We start from the raw sequence: 20,408 nt of genomic DNA, 5'->3' as shown, positions 1-20,408 counted from the left end.
CTGGGGCCGCCGTGATGCCCGCACGCCGGAGGACGCCCGCTCTTTGCCGATGGTCCCGCATTGCCGCCGGCGCAGTGCGGGACTGTCTTTCCCGGACAGACCCTCTTCCTGCCGCACAGGTGCCGCCATGGTTTTTCTGCATGCCCTTCAGGGGATCTTCGGTTTGCTGCTCATCGTCTCGCTGGGCTACATGCTAGCGCGCAAGGGCTGGTTCTCGCCCGAGACCCAGATCCTGCTGCCCCGGCTGGTCACCTCCGTGGCCCTGCCGCCCTATCTTTTCTATACCATCATCCATTCCTTCGGGCGGGACGATCTCGTCCATCTGCTCTACGGCTCGCTGTTCCCGCTGCTCAGCATCCTGCTGACCTTTGCCGTGGCCCTGCTGGTGGCCAGGATAGCACGCGTGGAGCGGCGGCATCTCGGCCTGTTCTGCACCAGCTTCGCCACCTCCAATACGGTCTTCATCGGCCTGCCGGTCAACCTGGCCCTGTTCGGAGAAAGCGCGGCCCCCTATGTCCTGCTGTATTTCTTTGCCAACACCACCTTTTTCTGGACCATAGGCAACTATGCCGTGAGCCACGACAACGAAGAGCTGCGCGGCCACGACAGCGTGCTGGACAATGTGCGCCATGTCTTTTCGCCGCCCATGCTGGGCTTTCTGGCCGGGGCTGCCCTGACCCTGCTGGATTTCCGCCTGCCGGGCTTCCTGCAGGATGTCGCCCGTTATCTGGGCAACCTCACCACGCCGCTGGCCCTGATCTTCATCGGTGTCTGCCTCTGGAAGATGGACCTGCGCCACCTGCGCCTGTCGCGTGACCTGGTGCTGGCCCTGCTGGGCAAGATGGTGGCCTGCCCCCTGATCCTGGCCGGCATGCTGCACTTTGTGGAGCTGCCCGAACTCATGGAAAAGGTGTTCATCATCCAGTCCGGCCTGCCCTGCATGATGCAGATCTCCATCCTGAGCGCCTATTACAAGACCGATGCCGAATTCGGCGCCCTGATGGTCAGCCTCTCGACCCTGATCTCCGCCGTCACCATCCCTGTGGCCATGACCCTGCTTTCGCTCTAGCGCTGAAGGGGAGGGGCGAGAGCGGGAGCCCGGAGTTGTTGAGGGGGGAAGGAGGGACCTTTACGCGCGAGCTAAAGGTCCCTCCTTCCCCCCTCAAGCTCCTCCCATCCTCCTCCAAACGCGCTTTATCGGACAGGCCGCCCTGACGGAGCGGCCTGTCTTTTTCTCTGGCTGGACCATTCGCCCTGCTTCTGCCCAGCCCTGCCGCGCATGGCCTGCCTCCCCATGATCCCTTTTTCCAGCCGTGCGGCCTCTTATATCTCTTGGGCTGTTTTCCCCATGTATTGAGCGCGCCGCTTGGGCGGCGTACGCCGAAGGCGTGGTGCCGCCCCGCCTTCGGCGCGCCGTGATGAAACCGGGGACCAGACGCGGGGCACGGGGGTGCAGGGGGGCTGGGGCCGCGCAGGCCCCGACCCCTTGCCGCTCCGCCGCGGAGGCGACCAGGCCCGGGGGCCGGGCAGCGGCCATCCAGCGGACGGCTGGCTGTCGCGCTACGCGAGTTTTCTCCTCCCCGTAGCGAGTAATAACCGCCATTGGACGGAGGTTGTCGCGCTACGGCTCCCCCTCATCCCGGGCAGGGGCTGCCATATGGCACTGCCCCTTTTGCCCCGCGCCAGCGACCATGAAAAAAGGCGCGCCCGCCGGAACGGACGCGCCTTGAAAGGCGATGCCTTGACTTGGGACTAGAAGCCGAAGCCGTCGGAGTTGGCGCCGCTGGTGCCGAAACCGAAATCGTCCGGCACGCCGCCTTCTTCCTGGGCGGGTTCTTCGGCGGCGGCTTCACCGGCCACGCCGGCAGCGGCCACGCCCACGGTGATGTTCTTCAGGTTGTCCTTGATGGCGTCCTTGATGCTCTGCATCAGTTCGTCATGGTTGATGGCGACCTTGCCCTGGAACTCGGCCACCTGGCGACGCAGACCGCCCATGTCGGTCTTCATGGTCTTGATGGTGTCTTCCAGCTTGTCGCACTTCTTCTGCAGTTCTTCGGTCTTGCCCTGATAGGGGGCCAGGGTCTCCACCTGCTGGCGCAGGTCGGCGATCTCGGCGCGCTGGCTGACCATGGTGCCGTGCATGTCGTCCATCATGTCGAGCACGGTGGCGACGGCGTTTTTCAGGCAGTCGTCCATGGGGGGCAGGGAGATGGTGTCGCCCAGCAGACGGGCACCCTGGTTGACGAAGTCGCCCCAGTTGTCACCGTCTTTGTAGTTCATGTCCAGGAACTTGGGGGACAGCTTGGCCAGCCAGGCAGCGGCGAAGGGAGCCACGGCGGCGGCGCAGGCGTCACAGACGATGCTGCGACCGGTGATGTAACCGGCGATATCTTTCACGTCCGCGCCCTTCTTGGCGACGGCCAGGGCCAGGACGGTTTCCACAGGGAACATTTTGCGAGCGGTATCAGACATTTTCGGCCTCCTCCTCGGAGAACGGTGTTTTGCAGTGTGAGCCTGTGCGGGCCGCCGTCACGGGGCGACGGCCCGGAAGACCATCCTAGTAGCCGCGCCCGTACATGCGGACGAACAGCAGGGCCGCGGTACGGTACACGAAGTGACCGAGCTTGGACCACGGCAGGTAGGCGAAGAGCATCCACACAAAGACCAGATGCAGGTAGTACACCACAAAGGCGGGGTGGATGGCATCGGCCAGGCGGAAGACCTGGGACAGGATGCCCGTCACGGCCACCAGCCAGATGATGCCCAGCAGGTACCAGTCATACCAGCTCGAACCCTGATGCTTGGGGTTCAGCTTCAGGCGGCGGGCGGTGAGCATGGCCAGGCCGCAGACCAGCATGATGGCGCCGAGGTTGGCCAGGATCTTCACAGGGTACAGCAGCGGCATGGGGGTCTCGATCTTGATGAGCGGGATGATCTTGCCGCCCCAGTGGCCCAGGGCCACCACAGCCGTCACGAAGGCCAGGATGACGAAGCTGTAGACCAGGATCATGTGGCCGGCCTTGCGGTTGGGCACATAGGTACCGGTCTTGGGACCAGCTTCGCAGTCGTCGAACTTGCGGTGGGTGACCACTTCGTCGATGAGCACGTCCAGCAGGTGCCAGTACCAGGCCTTGGTCTTGCCAAGCACGGTCAGGCGGCCTTCAGGCTTGAACATGCCCCAGAGCTTGCGCACGCCCTTGTAGAGGATGAAGCAGGCCCCGAAGAAGGTGATCATGAAGATGGGGTCGATGGTGTAGTCACCATAGAACACCTGACCGAACACGATGCGGCCGTCGGCGGCGCGGGGGAACCAGTTGCCGTCATTGAAGCCGGCGCGGATCCACCAGATGAAGAGCCACAGCAGGGCCGGGATGGCGAAGAGGAAGGGCAGGCCGGAGGGCTTGCTCATCCACTTGCCCACGATGGTGGGCTCGGTCAGATCGCGGTAGACCATGTTGCGGGCGGCGCCCATGACGTCGGCGGGACGGGCGCCGCGGGGGCAGAGGTCCGCGCAGTTGCCGCAGTTGTGGCAGAGCCACAGGTCCACGTCGGTGGCCAGCTTTTCCTTGAGGCCCCAGGACGCCCACACCATTTCCTTGCGGGGGTAGGGAGCGTTTTCCGGAGCCATGGGGCAGGCCACGGAGCAGGTGGCGCACTGATAGCATTTTTTCAGGCTTTCGCCGCCCGCTTCCATCAGCTCCCGCGTAAAGGTGGAATCCGGCTTGAGAATATTCTGTGCCATTGCAGCCTTCCTCCTACATGCCCTTGAACGGGTTGGGGCCGAGTTCCACGATGCGAGCGACGAATTCGTCGATCATGTCCGGCACCTTGTCATATTCGTCGATGGCCACTTCGAGCTGGTCAACGCGCTCGGGCTGCACGCCCAGACGGTTCAGGGTCTCGGCGATGTTTTCCTTGCGGCGGTTGCAGATCTCGGAACCCTTGATGAAGTGGCACTGGTAGTCTTCGCCATATTTGCAGCCCAGCAGCAGCACGCCGTCGAAGCCCTTGCTCATGGCGTCAGACACCCAGATGGCGTTGACGGAGCCAAGGCAGCGCACGGGGATGATGCGGCAGTACGGGCTCCAGGCCTTGCGGCGCATACCGGCCATGTCCAGGGCGGGGTAGGCGTCGTTTTCGCAGGCCAGGATGAGGATGCGGGGGCCTTCCTTCTTGAAGTCCTTGGGCACCACAACTTCGCGGATCATGGAACCGATCTGGTCGATGTTGTAGTTGGCAAAGGAGATCACGCGCTCGGGGCAGGCGCCGAAGCAGGTACCGCAACGACGGCAGCGGGCCGGGTTGGGTTTGGGCGTACCCTTTTCGTCGTCGTCCAGGGCGCCGAAGGGGCATTCTTCGGTGCAGCGCTTGCACTGGGTGCAGCGCACGAAGTTGAACACCGGGTAGGAATTGTCGCCGGAGCGGGGGTGCACGGCCACACCGTGGGAAGCGGCTTCCACACACTGGATGGCTTTGAGCACGGCACCGCGGGCGTCTTCTTCACAGGCGTCCAGGGTCTGGGGCTGACGCACGCAGCCGGCGGCGTAGACACCGGTACGGCGGGTTTCGTAGGGGAAGCAGATGTAGTTGGAGTCCGCGAAACCGTCGAAGAGCTGCAGATCCGGGAAGTCGGGGCCCTGGCGGTAGTCGAATTCCACCACCACGTCCTTGGCGGTCGTGGGCACTACGCCCGTGGGCAGCACCACCAGATCCACGTCCAGATCGAAGTCCATGCCCAGCAGGGTGTTCTTGCAGCTGACCACCATGTGGTTGCCGGCGTCACGGATGTCGGTCACGTCGGCCTTGGTCATCATCAGGCCCAGACGGTCCTGCATCTTCTTGTAGAAGCGTTCCAGGATGCCGGGGATGGTCATGTCCTTGTACAGCACGAAGGCCTGCACGGCGTCATTGGTCTTGTCGCAGATGATGTTGGCCATGCGCAGCATGCCCACGCTGTTGACGGCGTTGGAGTAACGCAGGTGCTTGATGCTTTCCAGGTTCTCCTTGACGAAGCCCTTTTCCTCCTCCTCGGCGGGAGCTTCGGCGGCGGGGGCTTCGGCCTCGGCGGCGGCGGCTTCGTCAGCGGCCTTCTGCAGGGCTTCTTCAGCGATGGTGGTGTCGAGCACGAAGGCGATGCGGCGGGCGTCGACCTTGCCTTCGCCCAGCATCTTGGCGAACTGGGCGGCATGGACGACCTTGGGGTTCACGCCCAGGCCCATGCTTTCCAGATACTTTTCAGCCAGCGGCACCCAGCCGGTGGCCAGGACCACGGAGCCGATGTCGAAGGTCTGTTCGCCGTCGGCGGTGGCCACGGTGGCCTTGAACTCGCCGGGCTGGCCTTCCAGTTTGGCCATGTGGGCGTTGAGCAGCACGGTGATGCTGCTGTCGCCGGTGACAGCGGCGATCTTGTCGGCCAGGTTGGTGGGCTGGCGGTCTTCCCAGGGAGCCTGCAGGGGCGAGCCCACGGGCATGTTGTTGACCGCGCCGCCGAGCTTGTCGGCCTTTTCCACCAGGATGACCTCATAGCCGGTCCTGGCGGCTTCCTGGGCGGCGGTGAGGCCGGTCCAGCCGCCACCGATGACCAGGATGCGCTTGATGCCTTCGATGGCCGCGGAGTCGGGCACGTTGCTCTTCTGCAGTTTGACCACGCCCATGTTCACATAGTCGGTGGCCATCTGGGTCAGCAGGGCGGGAGCCGCGCCGCTGACGGCGGAACCGTCGGGGTTCTTGTAGGCGAGCACGCACTGTTCGCGCAGGTTCACATGTTCCACCTGCACGGGCAGCTGCCAGGGGGTGGCTTCGTCGCGGGGGCTGGCGCCGCAGAAGAGCACGCCGTCAAGGCCGCTGGCCTCGATGTCGGCACGCACTTCGTCTTCGGCCGCGCTCAGCATGGGCAGCACCTTCACCACGGGGGCAAGGTCGCTCCATTTGCCGCGGACCTGTTCGGCCAGGGCTTCCACATCCAGGCCGCCGCCGATGTTCTGTACGTCAAAATAGACGCCGATCTTGCTGGCCATGCCGCCTACCTCCCTTTCACCGTTTGCACCGCCTTGAGGGCGGCGGCCGTGCCGGACTGCGCGGTACGCATCACGTCCAGCGGCATGCGGGCGCAACCGGCGGCAAAAATGCCAGCCTCTTCACCGCCCATGACGAAGCCGTCTTCGTCCAGGGGCAGGGGCAGGGGCAGGCTGTCGGTGGCCAGGCTGGGCTGCATGCCCGTGGCCAGCACCACCATGTCATAATCCAGATGCAGTTTTTCGCCGCGGATGGCATCCTCAACGGTCACGGTGACGTTGTCGTCAGCGGCCTGGGCCACGTCGGCCACCTTGCCCTTGATGAAGCGCACATTGGGGGCGGCCTTCACCTTGTCCAGGACCTTCACGTAGCGGCCCGGGGCGCGCAGGTCGATGTAGAACACCGAGATCTGGGTCTCGGGGTACTGCTCGCAGATGTACTGGCACTGCTTGAGGGTGGCCATACAGCAGATGTAGGAGCAGTAGTTCAGGTGGTTCTGGTCACGGGAACCGGCGCACTGCACGAAGGCGATGCGCTTGGGACGGCGGCCGTCGGTGGGACGGACGATCTTGCCGCCGGTGGGGCCGAAGGGGGAGGCCAGGCGTTCGAGCTGCATGTTGGTGACGCAGTTCTTGACCTTGCCGGCGCCCAGGTTGGCCAGGTTGGTGACGTCGTAGGGCTTCCAGCCGGTGGCCACCACGATGGCGCCCACATTGAGCTCGATCTCGCGGGCGGGCTCGTTCTGGTCCAGGAACTTCTGGCCGGCGACGCGGGCGGCGTCAGCCTTGCTCAGGGCGTCGGTATCCAGCACGAAGCGGTTGGGGAAGGCGAAAGGCATGGACTTGTACAGGGCCTTGCGCCGGGACAGCCCGAAATCGAACTCGTTGGGCACGGTGCCTTCCAGGCTGGAGGCAAGGAGGGTGAAGTCCACGTTGTGGGCGGCCACCTTGCGGGGCTTGATGCTCACGGTGGCGGTGTAGTCACCCTTGCAGCCGACCAGCTTGGTCACTTCGGCCATGGTGAAAAATTTGATGCGGGGATTCTTCCTGATGCGCTGGAACTGGATTTCCAGACCGCAGGAGGGGGGACAGAGTTTGGGGAAATATTTGTTGAGCTGGGCCACACGGCCGCCCAGGTAGGGCGACTTTTCCACGATATACACATCGTGGCCCAGTTCCGCCGCTTCGATGGCGGCAGTAAGGCCTGCAAAGCCGCCGCCCACGACGAGAATGGAGTTGGACATCCTGGATATCCTCCTGCGTTGCAGCGCCGTGGCCCCTCTGCGGGGCGGCGCGCACGCCTGCCCGGTTGTATGGGATTGCCGGGCGGCGCAATTGAGAGCCCTGGGCCCTGCCGCGCGGCGCATATTCCAAGGCGCGGCGGGGAGCTTGCATGTCGCACACCCGCCGCGCCGAAAAAAATGGGGTGGCCTAGGCGGCCACCCCAGGGATGTTCTTCCGCCTACTAGTCAGGGATGATCTGGTAGTAGGGCTTCTTGAAGATCTTGGTTTCGCCGGTGGCGGGATCGTACTTGGAGTTCACGAAGCACTTCCACTTGCTGTCGTCGATACCCAGGAAGTCAGCGCGGTAGTAGAAGCCGGGGTAGCGGGACTCTTCACGGAAGGCGATGTGCTGCATGTGCAGGCGCACGGTCCACAGACGATGGTAGTTTTCCCAGCAACGCAGCAGTTCGTGCAGGTCGCGGGCGGCCAGCTTGGCGGAGTCTTCTTCCATCATGCCCAGCAGATAGAAGCCGGTGTCCAGCAGAGCCTTGGAGGTGGTGTAGTAGGTACCCACGCCGCCGCCGTATTCGTCGGTGCACTTCACGAGACGCATCATGAAGTTCTTGGGCGTGATGTAGTTGGGGTTCACCACGGGGTCGGTGGAGGCGTCCTTGCCGGCCAGGTAGTTGTAGTAAGGACGGTAGATCAGCTGCTTCAGTTCTTCGGCGGTTTCCTTGAACTCGGGCTTGAAGTCCTTGTGGTCGACGCACCAGCGGACCATCTGCTTGCCGGCGATACGGCCTTCAGCATGGGAACCGGAGGAGAACTTGTGGCCGGAAGCGCCCACGCCGTCGGCGCAGGTGAACAGGCCTTCCACGGTGGTCATGCGGTTGTAGACCTTGCCGTTGGCGGCGCGGACCTTGTAGTCTTCGGGCACCCAGGCTTCGTCGGGACCGGAGACCCAGATGCCGCAGCAGCCGGAGTGGGAGCCGAGCAGGTAAGGTTCGGTGGGCATGATTTCGGAACCGCGTTCTTCAGGAGCGGTGTTGGTGGCGGCCCACAGGTTGGCCTGGCCCACGCACATGTCCAGGAAGTCTTCCCAGGCTTCGGACTCGAGGTCTTTCTGCTGTTCTTCGGTCAGGGTGGCGAAGGTGGTCAGCAGGGCGGTCTTGGTGTCCATGTAGATGGGGCCGCGGCCTTCGCGCATTTCACGAAGCATCATGTGGTTACGCAGGCAGGTGGGGATCACATGGCCCTTGGCGTAGCCGCGATCTTCGTAGGGCTTCAGCATGGCGCGGTTGGTGGCGCAGTAGTCTTCGCCCTTGCAGTTGGTGGCTTTGGCCTTGAACAGCAGGAACCAGGCGCCCACAGGGCCGTAACCGTCCTTGAAGCGGGCGGGCACGAAGCGGTTTTCCATCATGGTCATTTCGGCGCCGACCTGAGCGCACATGGTGTAGGTGGAACCGGCGTTCCACACGGGGTACCAGGCGCGGCCCATGCCTTCACCGGTGGAGCGGGGACGGTACACGTTAACGGCACCGCCGGCGGCCACCATGATGGCGTTGGCTTTGAAGATGTGCACTTCGTTGGCACGCAGGTTGAAGCCCACGGCACCAGCGACGCGGTTGGGGGTGTTCTTGTCGAGCAGCAGCTTCACGATGAAGATGCGTTCCATGATGCGGTCTTCACCCAGGGCATTCTTGGCGGCTTCGGCCACGATGCACTTGTAGGATTCACCGTTGATCATGATCTGCCAGCGGCCGGAGCGGACGGGTTCGTCGCCCTTGCGCAGGCTCTTGCCGGCAGCCTTGGCGGCGGCGCCGTTCATGTTGTGGCCGTTTTCGTCCTTGATCCAGCAGGGCAGGCCCCATTCTTCGAACAGATGCACGGAGTCGTCAACGTGACGGCCCACGTCGAAGATCAGGTCTTCGCGGACCAGACCCATAAGGTCGGTGCGGACCATGCGGACGTAGTCGTCGGCGGTATTTTTGCCGAGGTAGGTGTTGATGGCGGACAGGCCCTGGGCCACGGCGCCGGAGCGCTCGAGGGCGGCCTTGTCGCACAGCATCATTTTCAGACCGTGTTTTTCGCCCCAGCGCACGGCTTCGAAAGCCGCGCCGCAGGCGCCCATGCCACCACCCACGATCAGCAGGTCGAGGTCATGTTCCTTCACTTCCGGTTCAGCAATGGCAACGCCTTTCATCGCTTCCTTGACGGGAATCATAGGCATAGTGGTTTCTCCTTAAGCTCTACGCGGTTACTGCTCTCTAGCGGCCCTGTTCCATGGCGGTGAAGACCTTGTCGGCTTCAGTCACTTCGAACTTCTTGCCCAGGACTTCGATGGGGGTGGCCAGCTTTTCTTCGGTGAACAGCAGTTCGTCGTCGAGGTTGGCGCCTTCCGGTTTGCCTTCGAAGGGCTTGATGGAGCCTTCAGGAGTGGTGCGGATGGGGAACTTGAAGCGTTTCACGCTGCCGTTGCGGAACTGCACGGTCCACATGATGGAGTCGGCAGAGCGCATGGGGATACAGGTGCCGCCCATGGGAGCAAAGTCGGCGTAGGGACGAGCGGTGATGGCGCCCTGGGGGCAGATCTTCACGCAGGAATAGCATTCCCAGCAGGCGTCGGGTTCCTGGTTGTACGCCTTCATTTCCTGAGGATCGAGGATCATCAGGTCGTTCGGGCAGATGTACATGCAGGCCGTCTTTTCGCCACCCTTGCAGCCGTCGCATTTGGACGGATCGACAAACGTAGGCATAACGTATCCTCCAACTCTTAAAGTGTTTCAGGTCAATCTTGACCGTATGGGCAGCCACTCGGGCCGCCCGAGTGCCGTCTTGTGGATCACGACCCCGGGCAACAGCGCCCCGGTCGTGCGCTTGTGTTTTTAGTAACAAGCTACCCCTCTTTACGTCAAGCCCCCTTTTGAAAAATTCGTGGGAACTCTTGGTGAAAAACGGCACAACCCACTATAATCCTTGCGCATTCCTCCTAGCATAATTTTTATGCCGTGTAAAGGCGCGGCGCGTTTTGCGCGAGCTCCACGGCAAAAACGCGCCCGGGAGCACGAAAAAGCATTTTTATCAGTGGGTTATCCTGCATACGCTCTTGCCGGCATGCCTGGGCTTTTGTTTAAAAATCATTAAATTACAATAAGTTAATGATGGACTGCTTTCCGTGGCGAAAGCATGACTTTTTCATGGGATTATGGTGCCGCCCGGTCCGGGGGCAGGAAATACGGCAAAAAATGCAAAAATTATCCAATTAAATCAAACAGTTGATTGTAACTATTTGAAAATGAACAACTTTTATGGAGTCCCCTCCCGGAGGGGCGGCCCGCCCTTCCGCTGTGCTTTTCGCCTGGGTTCCGAGCTTGCACTCTCTTTCACATGGCGCCGGGAAAGCCCCTCCGGGGGCTTGCCAGTGAGACCGTTTCGGGATACAGCATCCCCCACAAATTCATAGAGCGACGCGCCGTCCGGCGGTCGAGAGGAGCATCCAGCATGAACGAGCACCACGAATTCCGACCTGCCCAGAGGCCGGACAAACGCAGCGACCGCCCCGAAGGACGTTTCGAGGCCAGAACCGACGGCAAGCCCGAACGTCCGCGCCGCAGCCTGCGCGAGACCGTCTGTGACATCGACCGCGATATCCTGCGCATGCTCATGCGCCGCCACAATCTCATCAAACGCATGTACAATGCCAAGGGCTTCCTGGAGCCCGCGGAAGAAAAGAGCATCCGCGAGTCGTGGGAAGCCGCCGTTTCCCGCGTCAGCCGCGACCCGCGCCTGAGCGGCCGTTTCTTCACCCTGATGCAGGAGGCGGAATTCCTGCCCCGCCCCGGTGAGGACGGCGAAGCCCAGCGCCCCGCCTTCAACCTCGCCCCCGCCGACATGCCCGTGCGCCTGTCCATGCCCGCCCCGCGCGCCTGCCGCCTGACCCGGGCCTGGGCCACGCTGGCCGCCTGCACCGGCCAGGCCGTGCGCATCGCCCCCGCCCTGATGAACGATCCCGTGGTGGACTGCGTCAAGCTGCTCAACCAGCTGGGCGCCCATGCCAACCGTGATGACGGTGCCGTGCATGTGGCCGCCGGTGCGCCCCTGGGCACCCCGGACAAGGTGCTGCATGTGGGCGACAGCTCCTGGAACTTCTATCTGGTCCTGGGCCATTACCTGGGCCGCCCCTCGCGTACCAAGTTCACCGGCGGCGCGGCCCTCAAGCTGGCCGATCTCGGCGCCACCCGCCGCTTCCTGCCCCTCATGGGCGCGCGGCTGGTGCATGTGGTGCCCAAGTCCGACGGCTTCCCGGTGCGTATCGAATGCTCCGGCGTGCTGCCCGGCAAGGTGGTCTTCCCCGCCGATGCCCCGGTGGAGCTGGCCGAAGGCATCCTGCTGGCCGCGCCTTCCTACGAGCGCCCCATCACCCTGGACCTTTCCGCCATGCCCGAACGCGAGCTGGCCTTTGCCCGCATCCTGCCCGTGCTGACGGCTGCCGGTGCCGACATGCGCCGCGAAGGGGACGTGCTCCACTTCCGGCCCTGCACCCTGAGCATCCCCGCCGAACCCGCCCTGCCCGTGGAACCGGAACTGGCCGTGTTCCTGATGGGCCTTGCCCCCGCCCTGGGCGGTGAAGTGCGTCTGGAAGGCCAGTGGCCCGCCTGGCCCGGCACCGAAGCCGGTCTGGACCTGCTGCGCCGGACCGGTGCCAGGGTGGAATGCTCGGAAACCGGGATCCTGGTCCGCAGCCTGAAGCCGCTGGCCGAACTGCCCGCCGCCTTTGCCCTGCCCGAAGGCCTGCCCGTCTCCTGGCGCCCGCTGGCCGTGGCCCTGAGCGCCATGACGGCCCTGCGCGGCGGTCGTGCCGTGCTGCCCGCCGGTCTGGAAGCCGAAGAGAACGTGGTGGAGAGCTACCTGCACGCCGCCGGTCTGGCCCTGGATGCCGAAGGCCGCCTTGTGGCCCGGAAGCCCGGTGACGAGATGGAAGACGCCGAGGAACAGGACGAGGAGGGCCGCCCCGTGCGCAAGCCCCGTCCCGCCCTGCAGGCCCGCGGCTGGAACGCCCCCGACGCCCCCTGGGCCGTGGCCCTGGCCCTGGCGGCCTGCGCCCGCGGCAGGCAGGAAGGCTTCAAGCTGGGCAACCCCGGCGTGCTGACCGAGCTTTATCCGCCTTTCTGGGTGCTGTACAACAACCTGCCCGAACCGCACATGACGCGCGAGAACAAGGAAGTGCCCACCGAGCCGGTCAAGAGCCGCCGCCGCGTCATCACCAGCGCCGTAGCCGTGCCGCCTCCGCTTGAAGACGAAGATTACTAGGACCGGGCAGCTCCGCCGCATGGCCGGACCGTGCGGTCCGGGCCGTGGCGGCTCTCCGGTATGCAGACGAAAAGGGCGCCCATCCTTCGCGGATGGACGCCCTTTTTTGCTGGCGGCAAGCGGCGGCGGGCTTCTTCTGCCCTGTCCTGCCCACGGGATGGGTCCCGTCAGGCCAGCTCTTCCGGGAGCTTGCAAAGGTCGACCCATTGCCCGCCGGTGACGGCGGCCAGCTCGTCCGGGGTCAGCTGCACGGCGTTGTTGGGCGCACCGGCGGCGGGGTAGACCACGTCATAGCGCCTGAGGCTCTCGTCCAGGAACACGCGCACCCCTTCCGGCAGGGCAAAGGGACAGACCCCGCCCTGGGGATGGCCGGTGAGGCGTTCCACATCCTCCACGGGGATGAAGCGGGCCTTTTCGTGGAAAAGATCCTTGAACTTGCGGTTGTCCAGACGGGCCAGACCCATGGCCACCACCAGCACGGGACCGGTGGCGGTGAGGATGGACAGCGTCTTGGCGATACGGCCCGCCTCGCAGTGCAGGGCCTCGGCCGCCAGCGCCACAGTGGCGCTGGAGACGGTGAACTCGCGGTAGCGGTCGCCCAGACCGCGGGCGGCCAGCTGGGCCCTGACGGCTTCGGTGCGCATGGCTGGATGCTCCTTTGTGGGAAAAAGCCCCGTCCTGCCGGTGACGGTGATGGCCGGCGGCAGGACGGAGCTCCTCCCCGTCCTGGGGGGAGGGGGCCTGCCGCGCAGGCCCTTCCGCTCGGGTTTACAGGGTGATGGGCAGGGGGCCGAAGCTGGCCTCGTAGCGCTTGCGGAACTCGTCCTTGCTGAAGTGATGTTCCTGCGTGCCCAGCTGCTCGATGGCGTAGCAGGCGCTCACCGCGCCCAGCTTGGCGGCTTCGGGCATCTCCAGGCCGCAGACCAGGCCCTTGAGCAGGCCCGCGCGGTGGGAGTCGCCCGCGCCGGTGGGATCCTTGACGCCGTCGCAGGGGATGGCGGGCACATGCACGTCCACGCCCCGGGCATTGCGGATGCGCTGGCCGTCACCGCCCAGCGTGGTCACCAGCCAGCCGGTCATGGCCACCAGTTCCTCTTCGCTCCTGCCCGTCTTCTTGCAGACCATGCCCAGCTCGTAATCATTGGTCACGCAGGCGTAGGAACCGCGGATGGCGTCGCAGAGGTCGTCGCCCGAGAGCACGGGCAGCTGCTGGCCGGGGTCGAAGATGTACCGCACGCCCTTTTCACGGAAGAAGCCGGGCAGGCGGCGCATGTCGTCCACGCTGCCGGGGGAGACGATGGCCCAGTCCCTGGCGGGATCGAGGTCGGGGAAGGTGTAGGTGGCGGGCTGGCTCATGGCGCCGGGGTAGAAGCCCGTGATCTGGTTGTTGTTCTGGTCCGTGGTGATGTAGCACAGGGCCGTGAACACGTCGGAATCACGCCGGATGCCCTCCAGGGACAGGCCCAGCTTTTCCCAGGCCGCCGCATAGCCGGTGAAGTCGCGGCCGGCGGCGGAGACCACGATGGGCTTTTCGCCCAGCAGGGCCAGGGTGTAGGCGATGTTGCCCGCGCAGCCGCCGCGGCGTTCGTCCATGCTGTCCACCATGAAGCTGACGCTCAGCATGTGCAGCTTGTCCATGAGCACATGGTCCTGCAGGTTGCCGCCAAAGGTCATGATGCGGTCAAAAGCCAGGGAACCGGAAACATAAATGGCCATCTTCGTTCCTTTTATTCGTTGGGCTGCCCTGCGGGCGAGCTGTTTTGGGCGATCCACGCCAGGAAGGGCGCGTTGCCCTTTTCCAGCGGCATGCCCACGATACAGGGCACTTCGTAGGGATGGGCCGCCTCCACGGCGGCACGGAAATCTTCCCACGCCGCCCGGCTGACCTGGGCCAGCAGCAGGCATTCGCGGCTCTCGCGGACCTTGCCGTCCCAGCGGTAGACGGAAAGGACTCCGGGCAGGATGTTCACTCCGGCGGCCAGCCGTCGTTCCACCATCAGATGGGCCAGGGTTCGGGCGGTCGCTCCGTCGGGCACGGTCACACAGGCAAGCAGGCTCATGGCGTCCTCCTGTTGGGGAAGTGGGAAAAACGGACAGAAGATACACCAGCGGGCCGCAAAAACCAAGCATGGCCTGCCTTGCCCCCCCTGCCTTCCTGTGGCATAGCAGGCTCATGAGCGCAAAAAAATCCCTGCCGCGCGGTGCCCTGGCCCGCGCCGAAAAAGTCCTGGCGGCCCTTCAGGCCCGCTACCCCCGTCCCGCGACCCACCTTGAGGCCGGCAACGCCTGGGAACTCCTGGTGGCCACGGTGCTGGCCGCCCAGTGTACCGACGCCCGCGTCAATACCGTGACCCCGGAGCTGTTCCGGCGCTGGCCCGGCCCGGCCGAGCTGGCCCTGGCCACGCAGGAGGAGCTGGAAAGCGTCATCCGCTCCACGGGCTTCTATCACAGCAAGGCCCGCAACCTGCTGGGCGCGGCGCAGCGTGTGGTGTCCGTCTATGGCGGCCAGGTGCCGCCCCGGCTGGACGAGCTCATCACCCTGCCCGGCGTGGCCCGCAAAACGGCCAATGTGGTGCTGTTCGGCGCCTTCGGCATCAACGAGGGCCTGGCCGTGGACACCCACGTCAAGCGCATCAGCTACCGTCTGGGCCTCACCGCCCATACCGATCCCGTGGACATCGAACAGGATCTGATGCGTCTTTTCCCCCGTGCCGAATGGGGCGACGTCAACCACCGCATGGTCTGGTTCGGCCGCGATGTCTGCCACGCCCGCGGCCCCCGCTGCGCGGAATGCGAGATGGCGGACTTCTGTCCTCGCCGCGAACCGCCCAGGGGCAGGTGATTTTTGAGCGGGAAGAAGAACGAAACGGGGGAAGGAGGGACCCTTGGCCAGCGCGCAAGGGTCCCTCCTTCCCCCGTCCCCCTTCCTCCCCCCAACGCGCTTTACTCAGGTCTGTGACAGGATTGTATGCGGGCGATTAACGTCGCACAACCGTCGGTCTCTCGGAACAAGGATTGATACTGGCAGCCTCCAAGAGACAGCTTTTGACCTAATGAGGACTTAGGTGGCAGCGCTACAAGTTTGCATCCGAGATATTCTCTCGTGGGGCAGGTAGCTTGTGTATCAAGCCTTTTTCTTCCATGTCTTTGAGTGCTGTTTTTGCGGCATTCAGGAGCAGTGAGATATAGGATAATCCTCCATCACTTTTGCCATCGGCTGTATAAATTTGATTGCCAGTATGCATATCAAATACAGTTACTTTTGTTGACATAATCAAATCTGTTGTGTAATAGCCGCCAGAAACGGTTGTCCCGTATTTTCCATATGTATAAGTTGGTGGAACATAATCCTCGACAGATCCTTTTGCTACGGCAACTAAAAGTAGGCTATCTGCCCCAGAAGAACGCAGTAGGGTCCCTTCTGCTGCACGATTTTCTCTTGTAGGCAAGATAATTTTAGAATATTTGAGCGATTTGATATTGTAGTCGGCAAGCATCAGGGAAATTTTTTCTTCTGCTTCAAAAATTTCTCCCATATCAGCTCCCTTGATGCAGACGATCGTTTTCCCAAGGTTATGGTGCTGATAAGCAGGATCGACATAGCCTGTAAGGTCAGTACTCGCACATCCTGTAATCATGAATAGAATCATCACACATAGTAGCTTTCTCATGAGTTCTCCTCCTGGACGCGGATATCCCTCACCTGAAATGACTATGTGATATCTTGTCCGTACAGGCAAGGGCAGTAATAAGATGCATCTTGGCTTTATAATTTTATTTTTTATACTTCGTTGAAATCAGTAATGAAACAGCCCGGCCTCCGTCGAGGCCGGGCTGCTGCGTTGTGGCGAGAGGGATGTCCCCGGAGAGGGCCGGGCGGGCATCCTACTTGCGGTCGATCCACCATGTTTTGTCCACGCGGCCGTACCACCAGCGGTTGTGGTCCGTGCGCAGGATGACCTCGCACAGGGCCTGGGCCTGCGGGCTGCGCAGGCGTTTGACCGCGCTTTCCAGCCAGTCGGCGGCAAATTTGTTGCCCTTGTCCAGCTCGGCCTTGAGGTTGCAGATCAGGTCCAGCTGGTCGGCATCATGGGCCAGCCTGGCCTCCAGGCTCCGGCGTTCCTGCCATTCGTCCCAGCCGTCGAGGATGTCCTGTTCCAGTCCGGTGCCGTCCACGGCATCCTGCAGGGCCTCGCGGTCGCGGCAGGTGTCGTAGCGGTGGTTCACATAGTTGAAGTCGCCGGTACGGGCTTCATGCAGGTCATGGAAAAGGCAGAGGAAGGTCACGCGGGCGGCGTCGGCTCCCGCCAGTTTGGCCAGGGTGTAGCCGATGACGCTGGTACGGTAGGAATGCTCGGCCACGTTCTCGCTGCCGGAGCCCAGAAAGGCATAGCCGCTGCGCGGCGTGTGGCGCAGATGGCCCGCCTCGTGGAAAAAGTCCGTGATGCGTTCCAGCTGCCGCGCATCGGGCAGGTCCGCTGCGGGGGTGCTTTTGTTTGGGCTGTCCTGTGCCATGTGTGTTTCCTTATGGATGGAGCGCGGCGCCCCCTCCGTTGCTGATTTGTGTGAAAACTGTCCGGCGCGCGCCATCGTCCGCCCCTTTCCGTCCTTGCCCAGCCGCCGGCAGGCGGTGTTTTTTTCGGGGGACGGCCATCCAGGCAAGGCCGTGGCGTTTCCGGGCCTGGCCATCCTCCTGGGCAAAGCGCGTTGGGGGAGGGATGGGGGGCCGGGGGGAAGGGAACCCCCTTGCGCGCGAGCCAAGGGGGTTCCCTTCCCCCGGAAAATCCCTGTCCGCTCTTATTCCAGCCCGTACTTGCGCAATTTGTTGTGCAGGGTGGCGCGGGTGATGCCCAGGCGGCGGGCGGCCTCGCTCTTGTTGTCCTCGGTCTGGCGCAGGGTGTCCTCGATGGCGCGGCGTTCCAGGGCTTCCAGGGACAGGCCCGCCAGGGAGGCCTCGGCGGTCTCCGTTGCCGGGGCGGCCTGCTCGGCGGCACCGGTGACGCTGGCGGGCAGTTCCGGGCCGGTGATGAGGTCGCCGGTGCAGAGGATCACGGCGCGCTCCACGGCGTTCTGGAGCTCGCGCACGTTGCCGGGCCAGGCGTAGCGGCGCAGCATGTCCAGGGCCTGCGGGGCAAAGCCCTTGACGTTCTTGCGGTTGCGGGCCGCGAATTTTTCCAGGAAGTGGGCCGCCAGCAGGGGGATGTCCTCGCTGCGTTCGCGCAGGGGGGGCACCTCGATGCTGATGACGTTGAGGCGGAAGAACAGGTCTTCGCGGAAACGTTTCTGCTCCACTTCTTCCTGCAGGTTGCGGTTGGTGGCGGCGATGACGCGCACGTCCACCGTGATGGGCGAGTCCGAGCCAACGCGCTGCACCTCGCCCTGCTGCAGGGCGCGCAGCAGCTTGGCCTGGAGGGAAAGGGGCATCTCGCCTATCTCGTCCAGGAAGAGGGTGCCGCCGTCGGCCTGCAGGAAGCGGCCCTCGCGGCGGCGGTCGGCGCCGGTGAAGGCCCCGCGCTCATGGCCGAACAGTTCGGATTCCAGCAGGTTCTCGGCCAGGGCGGCGCAGTTGACCGTGACCAGGGGCTTGCCCGCACGGGCGCTGGCACCGTGGACGGCGCGGGCCACCAGTTCCTTGCCGGTGCCGGATTCCCCGGTGATGAGCACCGTGGCCTCGGTGGGCGCCACGGTGGCGATGATCTCGCGCATGGCGCTGATGGCGGGGCTGCGGCCCAGGATCTCGGGCCCGGCGGCGGCCTCGCTGAGCTGGCGGCGCAGCTCGCGGTTCTCCACGCTCATGCGGGAGTGGTCCACGGCCCGCTGCAGGGTCTCGCGCAGGGCGTCGAAGTCCAGCGGCTTGGTCAGATAATCGTAGGCGCCCAGGCGCAGGGCCTCCACGGCGGTCTCCACGGAGGAATAGGCCGTCATCAGCACCACGGGCAGGGCCGGATTGTAGTCCAGGATGCCGCGCAGGGCGTGGATGCCGTCCATGCGCCCCATGCGCACGTCGGTCAGCACCACGTCGTAGGGTTTGGCGCGCACGGCCTCCACGGCCAGGTCGCCGTCGGCCGCCTCGTCCACGCTGTAGCCCCAGGCCTGGAGCATCATGCGCAACATGCCGCGGTGGGCATCGTCATCGTCAACCACGAGAATGCTGGTGTTCACCCTGGTCCTCCCCCTTCTGCCTGTTGGCGGCAGGCCCCCCGGCCTGCCTGTCCGGGCCGTCCGCCGGATGGCCCGCCGCCTTGCCGGCCTGCGGCAGGCGTATGAAAAACGTGGTCCGGCCGGGCGTGTCCGCCGTGGCCTGACGGGACTGCACATAGACTTCGCCCCCGAGCGCCTCCACGATCTTGTGGACCGTGGCCAGCCCCAGGCCCGTGCCGTGCCCCTTGGTGGTGAAATAGGGGTCGAAGATGTGGCTGAGGTTCCCGGGCGCGATGCCCTGCCCGGTATCCGTGACCGAAAGGACGAGATGCTGTTTCTCCACCGTGCAGTCCAGGGTCAGGGTGCCGCCGCCGGGCATGGCGTCCAGGGCGTTGAGGCAGATGTTGAGCAGGGCCTGCCCCAGCCTGTCGGGGTCCATGCGGGCCGGGGGCAGATCGGCCGGGAGGCTGTTCACCAGCCGGACGCCGCGTTTTTCGGCATCCTGGGCGATGAGGCGCAGCACATGGGCCACGCTGTCTTCCAGCGGCGCGGCCACGGGACGCACGTCACTGGGGCGCGAGAGCCCGATGAGCTCGCTGATGACGCGGTTGAGGCGCTCCACCTCGCGCACCATGACGCCCGCGGCCTTGCGGTCCTCGCTGCCTTCGGGGAAACGCATGCCGAAATAGGTGGCGTAGCCCTTGATGGAACTGAGCGGGTTGCGGATCTCGTGGGCCACCCCGGCGGCCAGCGTGCCCACGGCGGCCAGCTTTTCCTTGCGGCGGATCTCTTCTTCCAGGCGGCGTATCTCGCCTTCGGCCCGGCGCTGGCGGCGGCGGGACTCGCGGGCGCGCTGGGCATAGTACAGGGCCAGCAGGCAGGCCAGGCCCACCAGCATGGCCACCCCGGCCAGCATGAAGACGTGGTCCCTGTCCTGGCTGCGGGTGATCTCGAAGGGCGAGAGGTCGAGGCCCAGGAAGATGACGGGTTGCGGCAGGCCCGGCGGCAGCTGCTGCCCCTGCGGGGGCTGCATGAAATAGCGGTAGACCACGAACACGCGCTGCCCTTCCATATTGAGGACGGCGGAGCGGGTCCGGCTGCCGGGGGCCAGCATCTTCATGGTCTTCTCGTCAGCCTCTTCGCCGTTGATGCGCAGTATCTCGCCCAGGCGGTTGCCGTTGCTGTGGGCCAGGATGGTGCCGTCGGGCATGGTGACGGCGATGAACTGCACGTCCGAGGTGCTGGCCATCTCCTTGAGCAGGATCTGCAGGCGCACCCGGGCCTCGCCGCGCATGCTGGTGCGCAGCATGCTCTCGAAAGCCATGATCAGGGAGCTGCCCTTTTCGGCCAGCAGGCGCGACATGGCGCGCTCGTTGCGTTCGATGGAGGCCAGGGCCAGCAGGGTGACCAGCAGGATGAGGACGAAGGCCGTCCCGCCCAGCAGCAGTCCCAGCGGGGTGTTCTGCTGCTGGGCCAGCTGCGAACGGGCCTGCGAGCAGTCGTTCTCGCGCACGGCCTGGTCATTGGCCACCATGCCGCCGCTGTCCTGACCGGACGCGGAAGGCCCCGGCGTCTGGCGGGGCCGGCGGGCGGCGCGGGCCAGCCTGTGGCGGCGGGGGTCCAGCAGGGCGGCAGCGGCGGAAAGGCAGCGGCGGAAAAAGTTCATGCCTGCACTATAAGCATGGTTGGGGCCCCTGTCACCTTGCCGTCGGATATTTG

Annotated in this window: 16 protein-coding genes; 3 read left to right on the top strand and 13 right to left on the bottom strand. The window is 64.4% G+C overall.

The annotated features are described in order from the left end of the window. Nucleotides 1-127 precede the first annotated feature (127 nt). Nucleotides 128-1,069, top strand: coding sequence for an AEC family transporter (locus DESPIGER_RS08050; RefSeq protein WP_072335346.1), 942 nt, complete (start codon nucleotides 128-130; stop codon nucleotides 1,067-1,069). 683 nt (nucleotides 1,070-1,752) lie between these two features. Here DESPIGER_RS08050 and DESPIGER_RS08045 read toward each other — a convergent pair. From DESPIGER_RS08045 to aprB, 6 genes are all read right to left on the bottom strand, one after another. Then, nucleotides 1,753-2,472 carry a hypothetical protein gene (locus DESPIGER_RS08045; protein WP_072335343.1) on the bottom strand — a complete coding sequence of 240 codons (720 nt, stop codon included), beginning with the start codon at nucleotides 2,470-2,472 and terminating at the stop codon, nucleotides 1,753-1,755. Between the two features lie 85 nt (nucleotides 2,473-2,557). Then, complete coding sequence (gene qmoC / locus DESPIGER_RS08040) at nucleotides 2,558-3,742, bottom strand: quinone-interacting membrane-bound oxidoreductase complex subunit QmoC (protein WP_072335340.1); 1,185 nt, start codon at nucleotides 3,740-3,742, stop codon at nucleotides 2,558-2,560. A gap of 13 nt (nucleotides 3,743-3,755) precedes the next feature. Beyond that, complete coding sequence (locus tag DESPIGER_RS08035; RefSeq protein WP_072335336.1) at nucleotides 3,756-6,017, bottom strand: FAD-dependent oxidoreductase; 2,262 nt, start codon at nucleotides 6,015-6,017, stop codon at nucleotides 3,756-3,758. A gap of 5 nt (nucleotides 6,018-6,022) precedes the next feature. Next, a complete protein-coding gene (locus DESPIGER_RS08030; RefSeq protein ID WP_072335333.1) occupies nucleotides 6,023-7,258 on the bottom strand; it encodes a CoB--CoM heterodisulfide reductase iron-sulfur subunit A family protein in 1,236 nt (411 codons plus the stop codon). A 221-nt stretch (nucleotides 7,259-7,479) separates the two neighbouring features. Beyond that, nucleotides 7,480-9,468, bottom strand: coding sequence for an adenylyl-sulfate reductase subunit alpha (gene aprA, locus DESPIGER_RS08025; RefSeq protein ID WP_072335331.1), 1,989 nt, complete (start codon nucleotides 9,466-9,468; stop codon nucleotides 7,480-7,482). Between the two features lie 37 nt (nucleotides 9,469-9,505). Further along, a complete protein-coding gene (gene aprB / locus DESPIGER_RS08020) occupies nucleotides 9,506-9,994 on the bottom strand; it encodes an adenylyl-sulfate reductase subunit beta (RefSeq protein WP_006008678.1) in 489 nt (162 codons plus the stop codon). Nucleotides 9,995-10,739: 745 nt separating this feature from the next. Here aprB and DESPIGER_RS08015 point away from each other — a divergent pair. Further along, nucleotides 10,740-12,548 carry a 3-phosphoshikimate 1-carboxyvinyltransferase gene (locus tag DESPIGER_RS08015; protein WP_072335328.1) on the top strand — a complete coding sequence of 603 codons (1,809 nt, stop codon included), beginning with the start codon at nucleotides 10,740-10,742 and terminating at the stop codon, nucleotides 12,546-12,548. Between the two features lie 167 nt (nucleotides 12,549-12,715). Here the strand turns inward: DESPIGER_RS08015 and DESPIGER_RS08010 are convergent, their stop codons facing one another. From DESPIGER_RS08010 to cutA, 3 genes are all read right to left on the bottom strand, one after another. Further along, the gene (locus DESPIGER_RS08010; RefSeq protein ID WP_072335325.1) at nucleotides 12,716-13,192 is read right to left on the bottom strand and encodes a YbaK/EbsC family protein; all 477 of its coding nucleotides are present in this window, start codon (nucleotides 13,190-13,192) and stop codon (nucleotides 12,716-12,718) included. Between the two features lie 124 nt (nucleotides 13,193-13,316). Further along, on the bottom strand, nucleotides 13,317-14,264 hold the full coding sequence (locus DESPIGER_RS08005; RefSeq protein WP_072335323.1) for a carbohydrate kinase family protein: 948 nt from the start codon (nucleotides 14,262-14,264) through the stop codon (nucleotides 13,317-13,319). Between the two features lie 11 nt (nucleotides 14,265-14,275). Beyond that, nucleotides 14,276-14,608, bottom strand: coding sequence for a divalent-cation tolerance protein CutA (gene cutA, locus DESPIGER_RS08000; RefSeq protein ID WP_072335320.1), 333 nt, complete (start codon nucleotides 14,606-14,608; stop codon nucleotides 14,276-14,278). A gap of 113 nt (nucleotides 14,609-14,721) precedes the next feature. Here cutA and nth point away from each other — a divergent pair, with 113 nt between their 5' ends. Next, the gene (gene nth, locus DESPIGER_RS07995) at nucleotides 14,722-15,390 is read left to right on the top strand and encodes an endonuclease III (RefSeq protein ID WP_072337652.1); all 669 of its coding nucleotides are present in this window, start codon (nucleotides 14,722-14,724) and stop codon (nucleotides 15,388-15,390) included. A 232-nt stretch (nucleotides 15,391-15,622) separates the two neighbouring features. On the opposite strand, the gene DESPIGER_RS12925 is transcribed toward nth, so the two are convergent. The 4 genes from DESPIGER_RS12925 to zraS form a co-directional block, all read right to left on the bottom strand. Beyond that, nucleotides 15,623-16,219 carry a hypothetical protein gene (locus DESPIGER_RS12925; protein WP_156831664.1) on the bottom strand — a complete coding sequence of 199 codons (597 nt, stop codon included), beginning with the start codon at nucleotides 16,217-16,219 and terminating at the stop codon, nucleotides 15,623-15,625. Between the two features lie 214 nt (nucleotides 16,220-16,433). Continuing rightward, on the bottom strand, nucleotides 16,434-17,063 hold the full coding sequence (locus tag DESPIGER_RS07990; RefSeq protein WP_072335317.1) for an HD domain-containing protein: 630 nt from the start codon (nucleotides 17,061-17,063) through the stop codon (nucleotides 16,434-16,436). A gap of 282 nt (nucleotides 17,064-17,345) precedes the next feature. Next, nucleotides 17,346-18,710, bottom strand: coding sequence for a sigma-54-dependent transcriptional regulator (locus DESPIGER_RS07985; RefSeq protein WP_072335314.1), 1,365 nt, complete (start codon nucleotides 18,708-18,710; stop codon nucleotides 17,346-17,348). Beyond that, on the bottom strand, nucleotides 18,685-20,355 hold the full coding sequence (gene zraS / locus DESPIGER_RS07980) for a two-component system sensor histidine kinase ZraS (RefSeq protein ID WP_072335311.1): 1,671 nt from the start codon (nucleotides 20,353-20,355) through the stop codon (nucleotides 18,685-18,687). Before zraS ends, DESPIGER_RS07985 begins: the two co-directional genes overlap by 26 nt. Between the last annotated feature and the right edge of the window lie 53 nt (nucleotides 20,356-20,408).

Origin of the sequence: Desulfovibrio piger (assembly GCF_900116045.1) — a bacterium.
GTDB lineage: Bacteria > Desulfobacterota > Desulfovibrionia > Desulfovibrionales > Desulfovibrionaceae > Desulfovibrio > Desulfovibrio piger_A.
This window is presented reverse-complemented; position numbering and strand designations above follow the sequence as displayed.

Excerpts from the sequence above, each read along its gene's own strand:
- zraS (WP_072335311.1), bottom strand. The coding sequence starts at position 20,355 with ATGAACTTTTTCCGCCGCTGCCTTTCCGCCGCTGCCGCCCTGCTGGAC.
- nth (WP_072337652.1), top strand. The coding sequence starts at position 14,722 with ATGAGCGCAAAAAAATCCCTGCCGCGCGGTGCCCTGGCCCGCGCCGAA.
- cutA (WP_072335320.1), bottom strand. The coding sequence starts at position 14,608 with ATGAGCCTGCTTGCCTGTGTGACCGTGCCCGACGGAGCGACCGCCCGA.
- DESPIGER_RS08045 (WP_072335343.1), bottom strand. The coding sequence starts at position 2,472 with ATGTCTGATACCGCTCGCAAAATGTTCCCTGTGGAAACCGTCCTGGCC.
- DESPIGER_RS08015 (WP_072335328.1), top strand. The coding sequence starts at position 10,740 with ATGAACGAGCACCACGAATTCCGACCTGCCCAGAGGCCGGACAAACGC.
- DESPIGER_RS08035 (WP_072335336.1), bottom strand. The coding sequence starts at position 6,017 with ATGGCCAGCAAGATCGGCGTCTATTTTGACGTACAGAACATCGGCGGC.
- DESPIGER_RS07990 (WP_072335317.1), bottom strand. The coding sequence starts at position 17,063 with ATGGCACAGGACAGCCCAAACAAAAGCACCCCCGCAGCGGACCTGCCC.
- DESPIGER_RS08030 (WP_072335333.1), bottom strand. The coding sequence starts at position 7,258 with ATGTCCAACTCCATTCTCGTCGTGGGCGGCGGCTTTGCAGGCCTTACT.
- DESPIGER_RS08050 (WP_072335346.1), top strand. The coding sequence starts at position 128 with ATGGTTTTTCTGCATGCCCTTCAGGGGATCTTCGGTTTGCTGCTCATC.
- aprB (WP_006008678.1), bottom strand. The coding sequence starts at position 9,994 with ATGCCTACGTTTGTCGATCCGTCCAAATGCGACGGCTGCAAGGGTGGC.
- qmoC (WP_072335340.1), bottom strand. The coding sequence starts at position 3,742 with ATGGCACAGAATATTCTCAAGCCGGATTCCACCTTTACGCGGGAGCTG.
- DESPIGER_RS08005 (WP_072335323.1), bottom strand. The coding sequence starts at position 14,264 with ATGGCCATTTATGTTTCCGGTTCCCTGGCTTTTGACCGCATCATGACC.
- aprA (WP_072335331.1), bottom strand. The coding sequence starts at position 9,468 with ATGCCTATGATTCCCGTCAAGGAAGCGATGAAAGGCGTTGCCATTGCT.
- DESPIGER_RS12925 (WP_156831664.1), bottom strand. The coding sequence starts at position 16,219 with ATGAGAAAGCTACTATGTGTGATGATTCTATTCATGATTACAGGATGT.
- DESPIGER_RS08010 (WP_072335325.1), bottom strand. The coding sequence starts at position 13,192 with ATGCGCACCGAAGCCGTCAGGGCCCAGCTGGCCGCCCGCGGTCTGGGC.